Annotated in this window: 15 protein-coding genes and 1 riboswitch; of the genes, 7 read left to right on the forward strand and 8 right to left on the reverse strand. The window is 70.9% G+C overall.

Annotated elements, in window-relative coordinates:
- The first annotated feature begins 202 nt into the window (after positions 1-202).
- The 3 genes from ABNF97_RS01710 to ABNF97_RS01720 are packed head-to-tail and all read left to right on the forward strand — an operon-like array spanning position 203 to position 1,729.
- Positions 203-505 carry a hypothetical protein gene (locus ABNF97_RS01710; RefSeq protein WP_349337408.1) on the forward strand — a complete coding sequence of 101 codons (303 nt, stop codon included), beginning with the start codon at positions 203-205 and terminating at the stop codon, positions 503-505.
- Positions 502-1,536, forward strand: a complete 1,035-nt coding sequence (locus tag ABNF97_RS01715; protein WP_349337409.1) for a hypothetical protein — start codon at positions 502-504, stop codon at positions 1,534-1,536. Before ABNF97_RS01710 ends, ABNF97_RS01715 begins: the two co-directional genes overlap by 4 nt.
- A gap of 4 nt (positions 1,537-1,540) precedes the next feature.
- Positions 1,541-1,729 (forward strand): hypothetical protein, encoded by a 189-nt coding sequence (locus tag ABNF97_RS01720; protein ID WP_349337410.1) that lies wholly within the window; start codon positions 1,541-1,543, stop codon positions 1,727-1,729.
- Between the two features lie 245 nt (positions 1,730-1,974).
- Here the strand turns inward: ABNF97_RS01720 and ABNF97_RS01725 are convergent, their stop codons facing one another.
- From ABNF97_RS01725 to ABNF97_RS01745, 5 genes are all read right to left on the reverse strand, one after another.
- Positions 1,975-2,403: a hypothetical protein gene (locus ABNF97_RS01725; protein ID WP_349337411.1), complete on the reverse strand. Its 429-nt coding sequence runs from the start codon at positions 2,401-2,403 to the stop codon at positions 1,975-1,977.
- Positions 2,387-3,046, reverse strand: coding sequence for a hypothetical protein (locus tag ABNF97_RS01730; RefSeq protein ID WP_349337412.1), 660 nt, complete (start codon positions 3,044-3,046; stop codon positions 2,387-2,389). The genes ABNF97_RS01725 and ABNF97_RS01730 overlap by 17 nt, the downstream gene beginning before the upstream one ends.
- Entirely contained in the window at positions 3,043-3,303 is a 261-nt protein-coding gene (locus tag ABNF97_RS01735) for a hypothetical protein (RefSeq protein WP_349337413.1), read from the reverse strand. Before ABNF97_RS01735 ends, ABNF97_RS01730 begins: the two co-directional genes overlap by 4 nt.
- 201 nt (positions 3,304-3,504) lie before the next feature.
- Positions 3,505-3,708, reverse strand: coding sequence for a DUF397 domain-containing protein (locus tag ABNF97_RS01740; protein WP_349337414.1), 204 nt, complete (start codon positions 3,706-3,708; stop codon positions 3,505-3,507).
- Positions 3,701-4,582 (reverse strand): helix-turn-helix domain-containing protein, encoded by an 882-nt coding sequence (locus ABNF97_RS01745; RefSeq protein ID WP_349337415.1) that lies wholly within the window; start codon positions 4,580-4,582, stop codon positions 3,701-3,703. The genes ABNF97_RS01740 and ABNF97_RS01745 overlap by 8 nt, the downstream gene beginning before the upstream one ends.
- A 265-nt stretch (positions 4,583-4,847) precedes the next feature.
- Between ABNF97_RS01745 and ABNF97_RS01750 the strand changes: the two genes are divergently transcribed.
- On the forward strand, positions 4,848-6,350 hold the full coding sequence (locus ABNF97_RS01750; protein WP_349337416.1) for a hypothetical protein: 1,503 nt from the start codon (positions 4,848-4,850) through the stop codon (positions 6,348-6,350).
- Positions 6,347-6,919: a hypothetical protein gene (locus ABNF97_RS01755; protein ID WP_349337417.1), complete on the forward strand. Its 573-nt coding sequence runs from the start codon at positions 6,347-6,349 to the stop codon at positions 6,917-6,919. Before ABNF97_RS01750 ends, ABNF97_RS01755 begins: the two co-directional genes overlap by 4 nt.
- 193 nt (positions 6,920-7,112) lie before the next feature.
- Here the strand turns inward: ABNF97_RS01755 and ABNF97_RS01760 are convergent, their stop codons facing one another.
- Both ABNF97_RS01760 and ABNF97_RS01765 read right to left on the reverse strand, forming a co-directional pair.
- A complete protein-coding gene (locus tag ABNF97_RS01760; RefSeq protein WP_349337418.1) occupies positions 7,113-8,477 on the reverse strand; it encodes a condensation domain-containing protein in 1,365 nt (454 codons plus the stop codon).
- Between the two features lie 454 nt (positions 8,478-8,931).
- The gene (locus ABNF97_RS01765) at positions 8,932-9,747 is read right to left on the reverse strand and encodes an SDR family oxidoreductase (RefSeq protein WP_349337419.1); all 816 of its coding nucleotides are present in this window, start codon (positions 9,745-9,747) and stop codon (positions 8,932-8,934) included.
- Between the two features lie 184 nt (positions 9,748-9,931).
- A riboswitch (cobalamin riboswitch) is annotated at positions 9,932-10,161 on the forward strand.
- A 231-nt stretch (positions 10,162-10,392) separates the two neighbouring features.
- Between ABNF97_RS01765 and ABNF97_RS01770 the strand changes: the two genes are divergently transcribed.
- Together ABNF97_RS01770 and ABNF97_RS01775 are read left to right on the forward strand one after the other, a co-directional pair.
- Complete coding sequence (locus ABNF97_RS01770) at positions 10,393-12,858, forward strand: ribonucleoside-diphosphate reductase subunit alpha (protein ID WP_349337567.1); 2,466 nt, start codon at positions 10,393-10,395, stop codon at positions 12,856-12,858.
- A gap of 35 nt (positions 12,859-12,893) precedes the next feature.
- Positions 12,894-13,889, forward strand: a complete 996-nt coding sequence (locus ABNF97_RS01775) for a ribonucleotide-diphosphate reductase subunit beta (RefSeq protein WP_130462772.1) — start codon at positions 12,894-12,896, stop codon at positions 13,887-13,889.
- Between the two features lie 39 nt (positions 13,890-13,928).
- Here ABNF97_RS01775 and ABNF97_RS01780 read toward each other — a convergent pair whose 3' ends face one another.
- Complete coding sequence (locus ABNF97_RS01780) at positions 13,929-16,292, reverse strand: ABC transporter permease (RefSeq protein WP_349337420.1); 2,364 nt, start codon at positions 16,290-16,292, stop codon at positions 13,929-13,931.
- Between the last annotated feature and the right edge of the window lie 2 nt (positions 16,293-16,294).

Genomic DNA, 16,294 nt, shown 5'->3' on the forward strand with positions numbered 1-16,294 from the left:
CTGATCCGGCTTGTGGGGCGAATGACCGTCACGACAGTCCCGGATTCCGTCCTAGCGTCCAGCGGGGTAGCGGGCAAGATCGGAGAACTGATGGTCGGGAAGAGGTCCGGCGGGGCCGGAGCGGATCCGCTCGGGTGCGGAGGCCGCCTCGGGCGTGGTTGTCGCCGGAACCGGAACCGGAACCGGGGACGGGGGATGCACCGTGGATAAGCCGCTGCTACCGAACCTGCGGGACCCGGTCCTGGAGCGGATGCTGCGCGAGGACCTGGCGGAGCAGGCTCGGGACGACTCCGACCCGCTGGCCCGGGACATGGCCCGCGACGTCCTGGCGGGCAACATCACGCTCTACCAGGCGGTGGGGTCGAGCGTCTACGGCGAGGTCTTCGCCCAGCGGGCCTACGAGCACACGAACTGGTGGCACGAGCTGTCCGACGAGGATCGGGAGCGGCTGCGTGTCGAGGGCAGCGAGGCCATGGCAGCGGCCCGGGAGGAGGAGCAGGGATGACGGTAAAGGTGAAGACCGCCGACCTGCGCGGGTACGCTGCCCTGCTCAACCGGAACGCCGCACACAACGACAAGATTCTGGCGTACCTGCGCCAGTGGTGCGGCGCGGAGATGCAGGCGATCGACTCGGAGGGGCTGCTGGCCAAGGCGCTGAACTTCCACGACCGGATCTACGCCGACGCCGAGAACCTGATCAACCAGCTTGGCCAGGCGTTGCGGGGTTCGGCGGCGGAACTGGCCAAGGCCGCGAAGCTCTACGACGGCAGCGACGAGGCGGCCAAGGAGCGCTTCGAGCGCCAGTTCAGCAACCCGACCGCCCGGGAGGGCTGGGAGGCGAGCCACTCCGGCTTCGCCGACTACATGAACCCGCTCGACCTGCTGGTCGGGACCCCCTCCTACGAGCAGTTCTCCGATCCCACCAAGATCCTCGACAAGATCGGCGATGCGACCAGCATCTCCGGAACGGTGCTCAACTTCATCCAGGAGGCGACCGGGGTCAACCCGCTGGACCGGGCGGGCCGGTTCTTCGCCGGCGACTGGGAGGCCTACAGCAGGGCCGCCGGGGCCTGGCGGGTCATCGGCGAGGCCTTGGAGCGGATCGGCAAGAACATCGACCGGGGACTCGCCTCGCTGGACCGCAACTGGGACGGCGGGGCGAGCGAGGCGGCGTACGCGCAGTTCCAGGCGCTCGCCAACGTCTTCAAGGACATGCTGTCGCGGTTCACGAAGGTCCATCAGACGTACGAGGAGTTCGCCGAGTTCGCGATGTACACCGCATCGCTGGTGGTCGACACCATCAAGATGGCCATCGACACCGCGCTGATCATCATCGCCCGGCGGAAGGGCGGCCCCTTCGCCGAAGCGGCGGCGGTGTTCGAGACCTTCAAACTCGTCAAGTACATCGGGTACTTCGGCTGGACGTTGATCAGTGCCCGGGCCACCGTCGGCACGATCCTCGGCGCCACGGCCGGGATCGGAAGTTCACCACTGCGCGGAGTGGGGGTGGCGGGTTATGACGCATCCGGGGTCTGACGGTGTGATCCGCGGTAGCGGCGAGTCGGTCGCGGGAACCGACGCCGACGGCGAGCCCGACCGGCTGCGCGACGTACGCCACATGCTCGACCGCCTCTACGCCGACGAGGACAGTCCGGACAGCGTCCGGATGGAGTTGATCTCGCAGATCCTGCTGGCCGGGGTGGAGCAGGCTCGACGCCGCACCGGGTAGGTCTTTTGCTGACCGTGCTCGCAGCTCGTCACTTGTGACCATCGCTAATCCTCGGCGAAAGGATGATGCTGTCGTGCGCGCGCAAGTGGTGTCGTATTCGTTCCCCCTGCCGCGCGGGCGAGCGGGAGCACGTCCCCGGCTCGTCGGCGCAGTTCAGCACCGACTTGTTCGACACCGGATTGGCCCAACTGGGCGTCGACTGCTCGGCGTTTGGGTCGTTCGGTCCGGCGTGATCAGGCTGATCCTCAGGCCCGCCTCGCGGCCTCGACGGCGTTTGCCAGCAGGTCATCTAGATCCTCGTCGGTGGTGTGCGGGCTGCTGAGAATGTGCAGGATGGCCAGTCCTTGGATGCGGCCAGCCATCTGGGGGTCGATGTCAAGGTCGAGGCTGGGGTCGAGCGCTGCGCGGACCAGACTCTCCGCAGCGTTCGCGTCGATCTCTGGTGATCCGGCGGGTGCGGCAGCCCGCATCTCCGCGACGAACACCATGACGTCGGCTGCTGTCGTGCTCGCCCCGAAGCGTCGGTTGACCGCAAAGTAGAAGACGGCGCCGAGCAAGGTCGGGAAGTCGTCCCATCCTTGCGCATCCAGCTTGGCCTCGATCCGGTCGTTGGCTGCGTGGTCGCCCTTCACCATCGTGCGGATGTACTCGACCATCTCAGGGCTGATCGTCATGGCGGTTCCTCTCGCGGTGCTTCTTGCCTGTCTTCCAAATCGCCCGGACTCCAACTACAACTGCGCCGGCAGCCATGATGACGGCCGTTACCGGATGTTCCAACTGCGGCCGGTCGACCGGCGTGTTGGCGCTCGGCGTAGTCGAACTTGGGGTGCCGATCGTGCCTGCTCCGCCTTTGAAACCACCGAACACCTCCTTGACACCAGTTGTGACAGCTTGCTCGACTTGCTTGAGCGTGTCCTCGGTGTCGTCTGCCTTCTTGACATGCCTCCGCAGGAATGTCTCCGCTTTGCTCCCAGCACCCTCCGCCTCGGCCACGAGTCGCTCGCCCGAAGGTGTCGCCGGGTCCGCGGCCTGGTGGGTGGGGGTCGAGCCGGGGGCGATTTTGTTGATGTAGGCGGTCAAGCTTTCGTTCGCCTTGGCGAGGAGTCGGGCGTACCGGGCGGCCTTCTCGCTGGCGGTGTGGCTGGCCGTGACGGCCTGACGGATGTGGTTGTGGTCGGTGCCCCTGGCGACATCGGTGAAGTGTGCTTCGGCTTGGTCGGCGTCGGCTTGGGCGCGTAGGGCGGTGACGGCGGCGGTGTCCAGCCTTTTGAGTACGGCAAGCAACTGGGCGATGACATCGCCGACGCTGCCGGTCATCCGAGGTTGGTGAGGTAGGACGTGGCGTTGCCCTTGGCCGCGAGGAATCGGTTGACGGTTGCCTTGACCTCACCATCTGCCTCGGTCAGGCGCTTCCGCGCCTTCTGGACTTCGCCATCCTGACTGTCGTGCAGGAGTTGGTGGGCGCGTGCGATGGCTTCGGAGGCGTCAGCGGCGGCCTGCTCGAACGTGGTGCGGCCCTGCTCGATTGCCTCGATGCCTGCACGGAGGGTGGCCTTTACCTCATCGATCGTCACTGCCTGACCCCCGAGTTGGCGCCACGTCTGGTCCGTGGCCGGACCCTATCGGGTGCGGTCAATTGGTCGCAGCCCTGAAGCCGACAGCGTGGGCTGGAGGGAGCCAAGTTTGACGGGAGCGGGCGGACGTCGCGCCGTAGAACTGACGGAACAACGGACGCCCCGGCCAAGGACTGAGGGTATCCGGCGGAACGGGCGAGGTCAGCGGGTGATGCTGGCGGTCTTGACTCCGGCGACGAAGGCGGACCAGGTGTACGGCGAGAAGGTGAGGACCGGCCCGGACTGGTCCTTGCTGTCGCGTACGGCGACGACGTCGGCCAGGTTGTCGGCGACCTCGACACAGTCGCCACCGTTGCTCCCGCTGCGAGTGCTCTTGCGCCACTGGGCGCTGGTCAGGTCAGCCATGATGGACCTCTCCAATGATTTTGCTGATCATGTGCTTCGATTGTCCATCATCGAGCGCGAGCGCATCGAGGCTGTTCCAGATTGTTTCGTAGGCTGCTACCTCCTCCGGCCGGTCGAGGTAGAGCGCGCCGGTCCAGGACTCGCTGTAGATGACGGGCGGCTCCGGGGTGTTCCGGTTCCCGGGCGGGAAGTCGAGCATCACAAACGTCCCCGCTTCCACACCTCTGTGAAGCCCGGCGGACAGCGGCATCACCCGGATCGAAGTGGAAGGCAGATCGTTCACACTGAGCAGGTGACGTAGCTGCGCTGCCATGGTTTCCCGACCGCCGACGGTTCGCAGCAGGGCCGCCTCGTGGATGACCACGTCAAGTTTGGGCGCAGGTGGCAGACGCCGGGTGAGCAGGGACTGGCGTTGCAGCCGAAGTTCAACCAGCCGCTCGCGCTCCTTTGAGCTGACCTCGGTCCGGTGGTCGTAAACGGCGCGTGCGTAGTCCTTGGTCTGGAGCAGCCCTGGCACCAGCGCTTCGTCGTATCGGCGCAATCGGGCGGCAACCGCTTCGAGGCCGACGTACAGCTCGAACCACTCGGGGATGGCGTCCCCGTACGCGTGCCACCAGCCCTTGGCCTTGGTCTGGCTGGCCAGGCCGACCAGGGCGGTGACCAGGTCCGGCCGCACGTCGTAGAGCGCGCACATCGCCTTGACGTCGAGCGAGCGGACCACGCCGAGCCCACTCTCGATCCGCCAGACCTTCTGCCGGCTGCACTCCAGCGCCTCGGCCGCCGCGTCAAGGGTCACCCCGGCCTCGGTGCGGAGCTGCTTGAGCGTTCGGCCGAGCTGGCGGCGCGGCACGGTCGAACCCATGTCCTCGGTCATTTGATCACTCCCCGCGTTCGATTCTGCAACATCCTGCCGCCTCCGATAAAACGTCTATCCGTTCACCAGAAATAAGTCAATACGCGGCGCCGATTTCTCGCGCGAATTTGTTGCCAGCCGCCCGGTACACGCTACAAGATGGCCCCTGAGAGGCGACCGTCCAAACAGTTTTCTACTGGGCCGCCGCGCTGATCAATAATCCTCGGCGAAAGGATGATGCTGCCGTGCGCGCAAATGTCTGTCGTATTCGATGGTGGACGGGCCGATGACCGGCCGCGCCGTGACCGTCACCTGCCCGAGCTGCGACGGGCTGACCTTCACGGTCGGCGTCTGCCTCTGCGTCGGGTACGGCAACCGGATGCTGGTCACCGACGACCAGGCACCCCGCGAGCCGTACCAGGAATGCCGGGTCTGTCGCGGCGTCGGACAGGTCGCGACCGCCTGCCATCGGTGCGGACAGCGCGGCCAGCGGCGGGCGCAGCTCGTGCTGACCGTGGCCAACCTCGACACCGGCGAGGTCGCCTCGGCCAGTGTCGTCCCGGGCACGGTGCCGCCCCGGCCGGCACCCGACCACGGATGGCAGCTGCCGCTGAAACCCCTGGTCGATGCGCTGGCCGAAGCCGTCGGCGCGGTCACCTGGACGGACTGTTACGGGCAGTCGGACGACGGGTCGGCCGTAGGGCTGCCCCGCGAGTGGAGCCCCGAACTGCCCGACGATCAGCGGCTGACGCTGGAAGCCCAGGCCATTGCCGGGCACCCCGACGAGAGCTGGCAGGTGTTTCTCGGCCGCAGCGTCGCCCCGCCGTCGGTCGCCCCGGAGCAGCGGCTCGGTCAGCTCTGTGCGCTCGCCGATTGGCTCTGCCTCGACCTGGTGCTGGAGGCGCGTCGACTGTGCCAGGGCCACGACGACCTGCTCTGGGACGTCCGCTTCGACGTACCCGGGGCGGCGGTGCCGACGGCCCGGCGCGGCACCGCATACAGCCTGACCGAGGCGCTCGGCACCGCCACCGCGTTGTCCGCGATCTCCGGCATCGCGGCGCGCGGCCTGGCCGCACCGGCCCGATATCTCGTTCCGTCGGTCAAGCCGGCCGACCCCGCGCGGCCGGTCCGGGATCTTGACCAGGTGGAGCGCCGGGTGATTTCCGGGTGCACCGATCTGCGCACCGGAGAGCCGCTCCCCGGCGCCTGCGCGATCTGGCGGGACGGGCACTGGTGGTACACCAGTCTGCGGGTCGCCGACCGGACCGAACGGCTGGTCGAGCGGGACACCGGCCAGATGTTGCGCCGGCACACCGAGGTGCTGCGGCGCGGCTGGGAACCACCCGACCCCGGCTGGCTCGGCGATGCTATCCCGCACACCCCGTGCCCGGCCTGCGACCCCGGCAGCGGGCTGCGACCCTGCTTCTGTACCGTCGGCACCGCCACGGTCGATCCGGACTGCGACAGTTGCCTCGGCACCGGGCTACGCGCCGGGATGCTGACCTGCCACACCTGCCTGGGCAGCCACCGGATCTTCCGGGGGCTGGTCGTCACCCTCACTGACCTGGACCACCAGGTCGTACACCTCAACTGGCGGGCCGGCGACGCCGCGCCCGCGCCGCTGGTCGCGACCCAACCCGGCGGCAAGCCGGTGGTCCAGCTACCCGAGCGCTTCCGGCTGGCCACCCACGCCAGCACCTTCGGGTACGCCCGGAGGACCTCACCGAGGCCGACGGTGGTTGGTCGGTCGACCAGGACCTCCGCGAGGGGTACGTCACGCTGCACGTGACCGGCGTCGAGCCGCTGACCCAGCATCTTGCCCAGTCCGGTCGGGGCCGACCCGGCGGCCGGCTGATCGTGCTGGCCGCAGCACCCGAGGTGCCGCCGTTGGCCCACCTGATCCGGCTCGCCCATGGCCTCGGCCTCGCGGTCGACGTCTCGGTACGCGACAACCGGCACAACGCCGACGACCCGCTGCGTGTGCAGGGCCTCTGCTGGTACGTCGAGATCACTGTCGCCGCCCCGACGGCGCCGGAGGCCGAGCCGGCGGGCCGGCCGACGCTGGCCGGGGCGGTCGCCTACGCCGTCGACTATCTGGGCAGTGTGCTGGCCGAGGCGGTGCCGGACGACCCTGCGCAATCGATCGCGGTGCCGCAGGCGTCGATGGCGGAGGTGATCACCGACCCGGAGCCGATGCTGCGCCGGCTCGGCGCGCACCATGCGGGGCAGTGGGTGACCGTCCACTTCGGTCCTGCCGGCTGCCGGATCGACCTACGTGAGCAGGGAAACCTCCGTCATCTGGTCACCGCCGCAGACCTGACCGGTGGGCTCACCGCTCTCGGTCTGGTCGATTCCTGACCGGCGCCCCGGTTCTCCGTGGTCCACATTGAACCTTTTTCAACCTCCCCTTGCGGTCCGACGGACCGTAAGGTCGGACGCGGTGCATGAGCGCCGCGCGGTCCAGGTTGAAAAAGGCCATTGCTCTGCACGTGGCCGTCGCCCTGCTGTTGACCGGCTCGCCGCACGGCGCCGGGGTCCCACCGGCACCGAGTCAGCCGGTGGGGAGGGGCTCGTCGTCCGGCGGGCGGAGCGCCGAAACCGGCCGGTCTGGATCCGTGGCGACCAGGCTGAGCAGGAGCGCGAGGTCGGTGAGCAGGCTCTCGACCGTCTCCGGATCGAGGTGCCGCAGGTCGTACCTGGCGTGCAGGCCGAGCCGCTCGCCGGGTACGACGAGCAGGTTGAGCGGGTGGTGCGACGCCGACCACCGGCCGTCGAAGCGTACGGAGAGGATCGACGCGTCGGCCGTACCGGTGAACAGGTCGTTGTCCATCGAATAGGTCTCGAAGTCGAGGACGGTCTCGAACAGCGGCGCCCCGGCAGGCAGCCCGGCCCAGGACCGGACCAGTGCCGGCGGCACGTGTTCGAACGGGCGGGCCAGGGCCTGGCGTGCCTGCAATCCGCGCAACCACACTCCGACCGGTTGGTCGGGCCGGATCCGGACCCGGACCGGCACGGTGTTGGCCAGCGGACCGACCAGGGCCTCCGCGGCCGGCCCGGCGCCCCGGCCGGCGACCGTCGAACCGATGATGATGTCGCCGGTCCCGGCGCGGGCGGAGAGCAGCCGCGCCCAGCAGCCCTGAATCGCCGTCTCCAGCGTGATCCGCTGTGGAGCGATGGCCTCGTGCAGCAGGTAGGTGTCCTCGCCGGTCAGTTCGAACGTGTATTCGTCGAACGCGTCCGCCGGCTCTCCCCGCCAGGCCGGCGGATCGCTCTGCAGCGGTCCGGGCACGGGCCGGTCGGACAACTCCGCGCGCCAGAAATCCTCCGCCTCGGCAAGGTCACGGGCGGCAGCCCGGGCCACGTGGTCCCGGAACGGCGTCGGAGCCGGCAGCGCGACCTCCCGGCCGTCGATCGCCGCCTGGTATTCGGCGAGCACCTCGCGGAGCAGGATCGGCAGGCTCCAGCCGTCGACGACCAGGTGGTGGGCCGTCCAGACCAGCAGGTGCTCGGTCTCGGAGACGCGGAGCAGGGCGAACCGGGTCAGCGGCGGCGCGTCCAGGGTGAAGCCCCGGACCCGGTCGGCGGCGAGGAACTCGGCAAGGCCGCGTCGGCGCTGGCAGGCCCGGATGGCCCGCAGGTCGTCGAGGTGCCACTCGGGTGGCGGCGCCTTCGCCGCGACCACCTGGACAGGCTCCTCGACCCGGTGCCGGACGAACCCGGTGCGCAGCACCTCGTGGCGGGCGATCACCCGGTGCCACGCCTGCTGGAACTCGGCGACCCGCAGCCGGCCACGGATGACGAGGCGCACCTGTTCGAGGTCGCAGGCCGGATCGACCTCCTCGGAGGCTGGGCGGAGGACGCCGCGCTGGACCGGCGAGAGAGCATAGCCGTCCCGTACGTCGACCGAACTGGTCATCCCGTCACCTCCTGAGCCGGGCGGACGTGGCCGGGAACCCGGAGACGACCTACCGGGCCCGGCACGGTGTGCACCCGCGACGCGAGAAGAACTGAGAGGCTCGTGTGGGCAGTGACAACTCCCTGTTCGAGCACCTGCCGGTACAAGGGCGGCGCCGCACGGAACATGGAGATCCATGATTCGACGCCGAGTGTCGCCGACGTTACCAGGGGTGGTGCATCGCTGTCTCCCCGCCACGCGCCCGACCGGGTCCGGGGTTTTTCACCGGAATTGTGCCGGGCCCTCAGTTTCGCTCGCTCTGCGGAATCGTCCGGTCTCCACATCATCGCATCGATCCGCTCGGTGAGCTTCGTCGACGTCTGGGAGGTACCCGCCGCCGGATCGGCTCTGCCGCCGGCGCATGATCGGCTTTGCCGCCGACCCGGCGCCGGACCCTGCGGAGCCCACCCGGGCGCTACCCCGCCCGCTCCGACCTGCCGGAAAGGTACTCCTGCCAGGTGATCCGTCCCCGGTCGCCGGTGGGGGAGACCAGCGCACCCGCCCGGAAGGCGCGGCCGAGCCGCCCCGGCACCGGTAGCCGGAGCAGCCGGCGGCGGATCCGTCGCGCCGCCAGCCAGTCCCGGGCGAGCGTTGCGGCGTCCAGTACCGCCGGCCCGCCGAACTCCTCGGTCGCCCCGCCCGGTGCGGCGGTCACCCGCCACCGCAGGTACGCGGCGACGTCGGCAACATCGACCGGCTGCGCGGTGATTCCCGGATCGACGGGCAGTACCGGCAGCCGGTCCAGCCGGCTCATCGCCTCGGCCAGGAACTCGTGGAACTGGGTGACCCGGAGTACCGTCCACGGCACCGGGCCGGCCGCGACCGCCGCCTCGGCCTCGATCTTGATCCGGAAGTACGGCCAGGGCACCCGGTCGGCGCCGACGATCGACAGGTACACCAGGTGTCGTACCCCGGCCCGGCCGGCCGCGTCGACCAGCCGGCGGGTGCCGGCCACGTCGACCTGACGGGTGTAGCCGCGCTGGTAGGGCGCGGACGCCAGGTGGACGACGGTGTCGACGCCGTCGACCGCGGCCGGTAGTCCGGCTCCGGTGACCAGATCGAGCCGGACCGGCCGCACCTCGCCGCCGCCCTCCGCAGGCAGGTCCGGGCCGGTCTTTCCGAGTGGCGCCGGAGCGCGGCTGGCAGCCCGTACGGTGTGCCCGGCCCGGGCCAGTTCCGGGGTGAGCACCCGGCCCAGCCGCCCGGTCGCCCCGGTGATCAGGATGTGCATGGAAGTCTCCGCGTGTCGTCGGATCGGATCGGGCCGACCCGGACCGACGGGTCGGCGGGGGCCACGGTGGCATCGCGGACAGGACGGGCGACGACCCGTCATTGTGACGCCGGGGTGTGGCCGTGAGGCACGCCGACACGCCGACACGACATCTTGGGGTATGACTTTCGGGCCATCCCTATATATGGTGTTGCCTGCAGCTGGTTCGGCCGCCGCCGGCGGTCGAGGCAAGAGGGAACCCGGTGGGAGTCCGGGACTGCCCCGCAGCGGTGAGTGGGAACGACCGCCGTCATCACGCACTGGGTCGTCCGGCCGAGAACCGGACCGCCTGGGAAGCGACGGCCAGTAGGCGAACCACCGGTACCCGGTGGACCGCCCACGAGTCCGAAGACCTGCCAGCGCGCCGCGTACGAGCCCGTACGCGGCGGTCCGAGGCCGCGCGGGACGGCCGACGCCACCGACGTACGCCATCGCGTGCCCGTCGGCGTCTCCGCGCGGCTTCCTCCGGACCGGAGTAGTCCGGACCGGAGGAGTCGAGTGCGCGAGGAGAGAGTCGTGACGGTCACCGAGGCCACGCCGAGCGGGACGGGCGGAACTCCGAGCTGTCCGCCGAGGCCGGCGGCGCGAGACGCCGAGCAGCCGACGATGTCGGACACCGGCGGTCACCGCCCCGGCCGGGACGCCCGGCCGCCCCGGGTACGCGGCCGCGACGGGGTCACCGCGCCGGCGGACGTCGCCACGATCGCCCGGGCGGTGCGGCACCAGGCCGACGACCTGCCCGATGTCGACCCGGTGCGGGTGGCGACCCGGGCGGTCAACGGCCTGCCCGACGGAGCGACCGCCGCCGAGCTGCACCGGCTCTGCGTGCGGACCGCCGCCGAGCTGATCGGCGAGGAGCCGCAGTACTCCCGACTGGCCGCCCGGCTGCTCGCCGGATACCTCGACCAGGAGGTCCGGGGGCAGGGTGTCGACACGTTCAGCGAGTCGATCCGACTCGGACACCGACACGGCCTGATCGGCGACGAGACGGCCGAGTTCGTCCGCGCCCACGCCCGCGAACTCGACGACGCCGTCGACCCTGCCGCCGACCGGCGCTTCGAGTACTTCGGGCTGCGTACCGTCTACGACCGGTATCTGCTGCGGCATCCGGTGGACCGGCTGGTGCTGGAGACCCCGCAGTACTGGCTGCTCCGGGTCGCCTGCGGGCTGTCCCGGACCCCGGACGAGGCGATCGGCTTCTACCGGCTGATGGCCTCGCTCGCGTATCTGCCCAGCTCGCCGACGCTGTTCAACTCCGGCACCCGGCACACCCAGATGTCCTCCTGTTATCTGGTCGACTCGCCTCGCGACGAACTGGACTCGATCTACGACCGGTACGCCCAGGTGGCGCGGCTGTCCAAGTTCGCCGGTGGGATCGGCATCTCGTGGTCCCGGATCCGCTCCCGGGGCGCGCTGATTCGGGGCACCAACGGTACGTCCAACGGCATCGTCCCGTTCCTGCGCACCCTCGACTCGTCGGTCGCGGCGGTCAACCAGGGCGGTCGGCGCAAGGGCGCGGCCTGCGTCTATCTCGAACCGTGGCATCCGGACGTCGAGGAGTTCCTGCACCTGCGGGACAACACCGGCGAGGAGGCCCGGCGTACCCACAACCTGAACCTGGCCAACTGGGTTCCGGACGAGTTCATGCGGCGGGTCGAGGCGGACGGGATCTGGTCGCTGTTCGACCCGGACGAGGTGCCGGAGCTGCCCGACCTGTGGGGCGCGGAGTTCGACGCGGCGTACCGCGCGGCCGAGGAGCAGGGCCGGTATGTCCGCCAGGTCCGGGCCCGTGACCTCTACGGCCGGATGATGCGCACGCTGGCCCAGACCGGCAACGGCTGGATGACCTTCAAGGACACCTCGAACCGGCTGTGCAACCAGACCGCCGAGCCGGGCAACGTGGTGCACCTCTCCAACCTCTGCACCGAGATCATCGAGGTCTCCGGCGACACCGAGACCGCCGTGTGCAACCTGGGCTCGGTCAACCTGGCCGCGCACCTGCCGACCGGCCCGGCCGACCCCGGCGTCGTGCCTACCGGCCCGGCCGACCCCGGCGGCATGCCCGCCGTCCCGGACGGCATCGACTGGGTACGGCTGCGGGAGACCGTCCGGACCGCGGTGACCTTCCTGGACCGGGTGATCGACATCAACTACTACCCGAGCCGGGAGGCGGCGGCGAGCAATCCCCGGTGGCGGCCGGTCGGGCTCGGGGTGATGGGGTTGCAGGACGTCTTCTTCGCGCTGCGGCTGCCGTTCGACTCGCCGGCCGCGCGGGAACTCTCCACCCGGATCGCCGAGGAGATCTACCTGACCGCGCTGGAGACCTCGGCCGGGCTGGCCGAGCGGTTCGGCGCCCACCCGGCGTACCCGCAGACCCGGGCCGCGGCCGGGCAGCTGCAACCCGACCTGTGGGGGGTGACCGGCCGGCAGACCGGGCGCTGGGCCGCGCTGCGCGACCGGATCTCGGCGTACGGGCTGCGTAACTCGCTGCTGGTCGCGATCGCCCCGACGGCCACCATCGCCTCGATCGCCGGCTGCTACGAGTGCATCGAGCCGCAGGTCTCCAACCTGTTCAAGCGGGAGACGCTGAGCGGAGAGTTCCTCCAGGTCAACACCGCCCTGGTGGCGGAGCTGAAGGCACGCGGGCTGTGGACCGAGCGGATCCGGACCGCCATCAAGCGGGCCGAAGGCTCGGTGCAGGGCATCGAGGAGCTGCCGGCGCGGCTGCGCGAGCTGTTCCGTACCGCCTGGGAGCTGCCACAGCGGGCGCTGATCGACCTGGCCGCCGCCCGGGCCCCCTATGTCGACCAGTCCCAGTCGCTGAACCTCTTCATGGCCGCGCCCGACATCGGCCGGCTCAGCTCGATGTACCTGTACGCCTGGAAGTCGGGACTGAAGACGACCTACTACCTCAGGTCCCGCCCGGCCACCCGGATCCAGCAGGCGACGGTGGGGGTGCCGCAGGGCTCCCGGCCGGCGCTGGCCGCCGTGCCGCCGTCCCGTGCCGAGGCGCCGGATCCGACCTCGGCCTGCTCGCTGGAGAACCCGGAATCCTGCGAGGCCTGCCAGTGACCTCCTCCACCACCACCAGCGACCGAGAGGAACCCATGCTGCTCGACCCCGGAATGGACCTGACCCTGCGTCCGATGCGCTACCCGCACTTCTTCGACCGGTTCCGGGACGCGATCCGGAACACCTGGACCGTGGAGGAGGTGGACCTGCACGCCGATCTGGCCGACCTGGACCGGCTCTCCCCGGCCGAGCGGCACCTGGTCAGCCGGCTGGTGGCGTTCTTCGCCACCGGCGACACGATCGTGGCCAACAACCTGGTGCTCAACCTCTATCAGCACGTCAACTCGCCGGAGGGCCGGCTCTACCTGTCCCGCCAACTCTTCGAGGAGGCGGTACACGTGCAGTTCTACCTCAACCTGCTCGACACGTACGTGCCGGACGACGAGGAGCGGTTCGCCGCCTTCGCCGCCATCGAGAACATCCCGTCGATCCGCCGCAAGGCCGAGTTCTGCTTCAGATGGATCGACTCCGTCTTCGAGCTGCGTGAGCTGCGGACCCGTGCCGATCGTCGGGCGTTCCTGCTCAACCTGATCTGCTTCGCCGCCTGCATCGAGGGGCTGTTCTTCTACGGCGCGTTCGCGTACGTCTACTTCCTCCGGTCCCGCGGGTTGCTGCACGGGCTCGCCTCCGGAACCAACTGGGTGTTCCGGGACGAGTCGATGCACATGGCGTTCGCCTTCGACGTCGTCGACACCGTACGCGGGGAGGAGCCGGACCTCTTCGACGACGAGCTGCGCGGACAGGTCCGCGAGATGGTCGCCGAGGCGGTCGAGTGCGAGGTGCAGTTCGCCGAGGACCTGCTCGCACAGGGGGTCTCCGGACTCTCGCTGCCGGACATGCGGGAGTACCTCCAGTACGTCGCGGACCGCCGGTTGGCCCAACTCGACATCGAGCCGCTGTACGGGTCGGCGAACCCGTTCGCCTTCATGGAGTTGCAGGACGTCCAGGAACTGTCCAACTTCTTCGAGCGGCGGGTCTCGGCGTACCAGGTCGGGGTGACCGGCACGGTCCGGTTCGACGACGAGTTCTGATCCACCGGTACGCGCGGCGTGCCGGTCGGGCGTACCGGGTCACTCGTAGCGCACCAGGTCGGCGGCCGGGGTCCGGGCCAGCCGGCCGGCGGCCAGCACCCCGGCGAGCGCGCCGGCCAGGGCGGCCGCCGGCACGGTCCCGGCGAGCAGCGCGGCCGGGGGAAGCTCGGCGAGTCCCGGCCCGGCGCCGATGCCGACCAGTACCCGGTCGGTGAGGAGCCGGAGCAGCAGCAGCCCCGCGGGGAGTCCGACGAGCGCGGCGGCGAGGCCGAGCGCGGCACCGCCGGTAGCGGACTGGGCGAGGGTCTGCCGGACGGTGAACCCGACCGCGCGGAGTACCCCGAGGGTGCGGGCGCGTTCCCGGGCGACGGTCAGCAGCGCGGCGGCCAGGTTGGCGAGGCTGACCAGCAGGACGAGGGCGGCCAGCAGGCGCATCGCCATGGTGAAGGTGCCGAGGTCGTCCGGATCGGACGCCCGGGCGTGCACCGTGACGCCGGGGCCGAGCCGGTCCCGCAGGGCGGCGGCCAGCGTCTCCGGGCTGGCGGTCGGACCGGCCGAGACCAGGTACGCCTCCGGTGCCACCCCCGGCAGCATCTCGGCCCGGTACATCAGCAGTTCTCCGGTGTCCTCGGTCTCGCTGTACCAGCCCACGATGGTCAGCCGCAGCGGAGTGCCGCCCGCCCGGACCTCGACCGTGTCACCGACCTGGAGGTCGAACCGGCGCAGCAGTCCGTATCCGGCGATCGCCTCGCCGGGTGCCCGCAGCGGCCGGCCCTGCTGGACCAGGAACCGGGCGTCGGCGGGATCCCCACCGATGGCGCGGGACAGGAACGTCTGGTCGCCGAGGGTGGTCCGCCGGTCGAGCTGGCTGTACCAGCCGGCGGCACCCGGCGTACCGGCCAGCGCTGCGGTCAGGGTGGCCGGATCGGTGCCGTCGGCCACCACGACGGCGTCGTAGGGGTCACCGGTCCGGGCCGGCTCGGCGACCAGCCGATCCACTGTGGCGGTGAAGCCACCCCCGACGACCACCGCCGCCACGGCGACCGAAAGGGCGGCGGCGGTCAGTGCCGAGCGCTCGGGCCGGGTGAGTACGGCACCGAGCCCGTACCGGTAGGTGGGGCCGAGCCGGAGCCGGTCGAGGATCCGGGTGACCCGGGCCGGTTCCGCGCCGCGCGGTGCGGCGTCGCGCAGCACGTCGGAGACCGGTTGCCGGGCCGCCCGCCAGGCCGGCGCTACGGTGGCGGCCGCGAGGACCGTACCGACCAGCAGGGCGGAGCCGAGCAGCGACGGTGGGTCGATCCGCGGGCCCGCCCGGCCGAGCGCGCCAGCGAGGCCGAGCTGGAGGAAGGGGGCGACCAGGATGCCGGCCACCCAGCCGGCGAGTATCCCCGCCGCGCCGAGCAGCAGCGTCTCGGCGACGAGTCCGGTCGTCACCTGTCGGGCGGTGTAGCCGACGGACTGGAGCAGCGCGATCTCCCGCCGCCGGGCGAGTAGCCGGGCGGCGGCGGTGCCGGCGACCACGAAGGCGGCGGCGAGCAGGACGAAGACGCCGAAGCCGGCCAGCGAGGCACCGAAGATCCGGTCCCGGATGAGGATGTCGTCCCTGGTGTCCGGCCACGGTTGGACCGCCTGCACGCCGGAGCGGGTGCCGATCCGGGCAGCCACCGCGTCGGCCCGGTCGGGCTCGACCAGCCGGGCGACCAGCACCGCGGTCTGCCGGGCCGCCGTTGTCGGACCGGCCTCGGGCGACCTGGCCGGTCCGGCACCCGGGGTGGGCGTGGCAGTGGGTGTCGGGGTGACCTCGGCGGTCGGGGTGGCGGCCGGCGGCGGGGCGAGCGTGGCCAGGGTGGCGGGGTCGACGAAGAGCCGGATCGGGTCGCAGTCCGGGTAGAAGCAGTCGGTCAGGTCGACCGCGGTACCGGCCACGGTCAGCAGGGCGGGCCGACCGCCGACGGTCAGCCGCACCCGGTCACCGGCGCGGATCCCGGCCGCGGTGGCGGCGGCCTGGTCGAAGACCACCTCCCCGGCCGACGGCCACCCGCCGGTACGCAGCAGCGGTCGGCCCAGCGCGGCCGTGCCGCCGGCCAGGGCGGTGATCCGGGCGTCGACCGTGTCCCGGCCGAGCGCCACGACCCCGGCAAGATACGGGGTCACCGGGGTCGTCGCCGCGAACGCCGGGTCCTGCCGTACGTCCTCCAGCACCTCCGGCGTGCCGTAGACGACCAGGTCCGGGCGGCCGGCCTCGCGGTAGATCCGGTCCACCTCCGCACCGCCCTGGCCCTGCACGGACAGTCCGGCGACCATGCCGGCGGTGGCCAGCGCGGAGACCAGGACGGTGGCGAACGCGCCGGCCAGGTTGCCGCCGCGCAGACCGGAGCGGACGAGTCGGAGGACGGCGGACACCG

It is taken from the genome of Plantactinospora sp. B6F1 (genome assembly GCF_040120695.1).
In the GTDB taxonomy this organism is placed as follows: domain Bacteria; phylum Actinomycetota; class Actinomycetes; order Mycobacteriales; family Micromonosporaceae; genus Plantactinospora.

Coding starts and splice junctions, on each gene's coding strand:
- ABNF97_RS01715 (WP_349337409.1), top strand. CDS start 502: ATGACGGTAAAGGTGAAGACCGCCGACCTGCGCGGGTACGCTGCCCTG.
- ABNF97_RS01725 (WP_349337411.1), bottom strand. CDS start 2,403: ATGACGATCAGCCCTGAGATGGTCGAGTACATCCGCACGATGGTGAAG.
- ABNF97_RS01730 (WP_349337412.1), bottom strand. CDS start 3,046: ATGACCGGCAGCGTCGGCGATGTCATCGCCCAGTTGCTTGCCGTACTC.
- ABNF97_RS01740 (WP_349337414.1), bottom strand. CDS start 3,708: ATGGCTGACCTGACCAGCGCCCAGTGGCGCAAGAGCACTCGCAGCGGG.
- ABNF97_RS01745 (WP_349337415.1), bottom strand. CDS start 4,582: ATGACCGAGGACATGGGTTCGACCGTGCCGCGCCGCCAGCTCGGCCGA.
- ABNF97_RS01750 (WP_349337416.1), top strand. CDS start 4,848: ATGACCGGCCGCGCCGTGACCGTCACCTGCCCGAGCTGCGACGGGCTG.
- ABNF97_RS01760 (WP_349337418.1), bottom strand. CDS start 8,477: ATGACCAGTTCGGTCGACGTACGGGACGGCTATGCTCTCTCGCCGGTC.
- ABNF97_RS01765 (WP_349337419.1), bottom strand. CDS start 9,747: ATGCACATCCTGATCACCGGGGCGACCGGGCGGCTGGGCCGGGTGCTC.
- ABNF97_RS01770 (WP_349337567.1), top strand. CDS start 10,393: ATGTCGGACACCGGCGGTCACCGCCCCGGCCGGGACGCCCGGCCGCCC.
- ABNF97_RS01775 (WP_130462772.1), top strand. CDS start 12,894: ATGCTGCTCGACCCCGGAATGGACCTGACCCTGCGTCCGATGCGCTAC.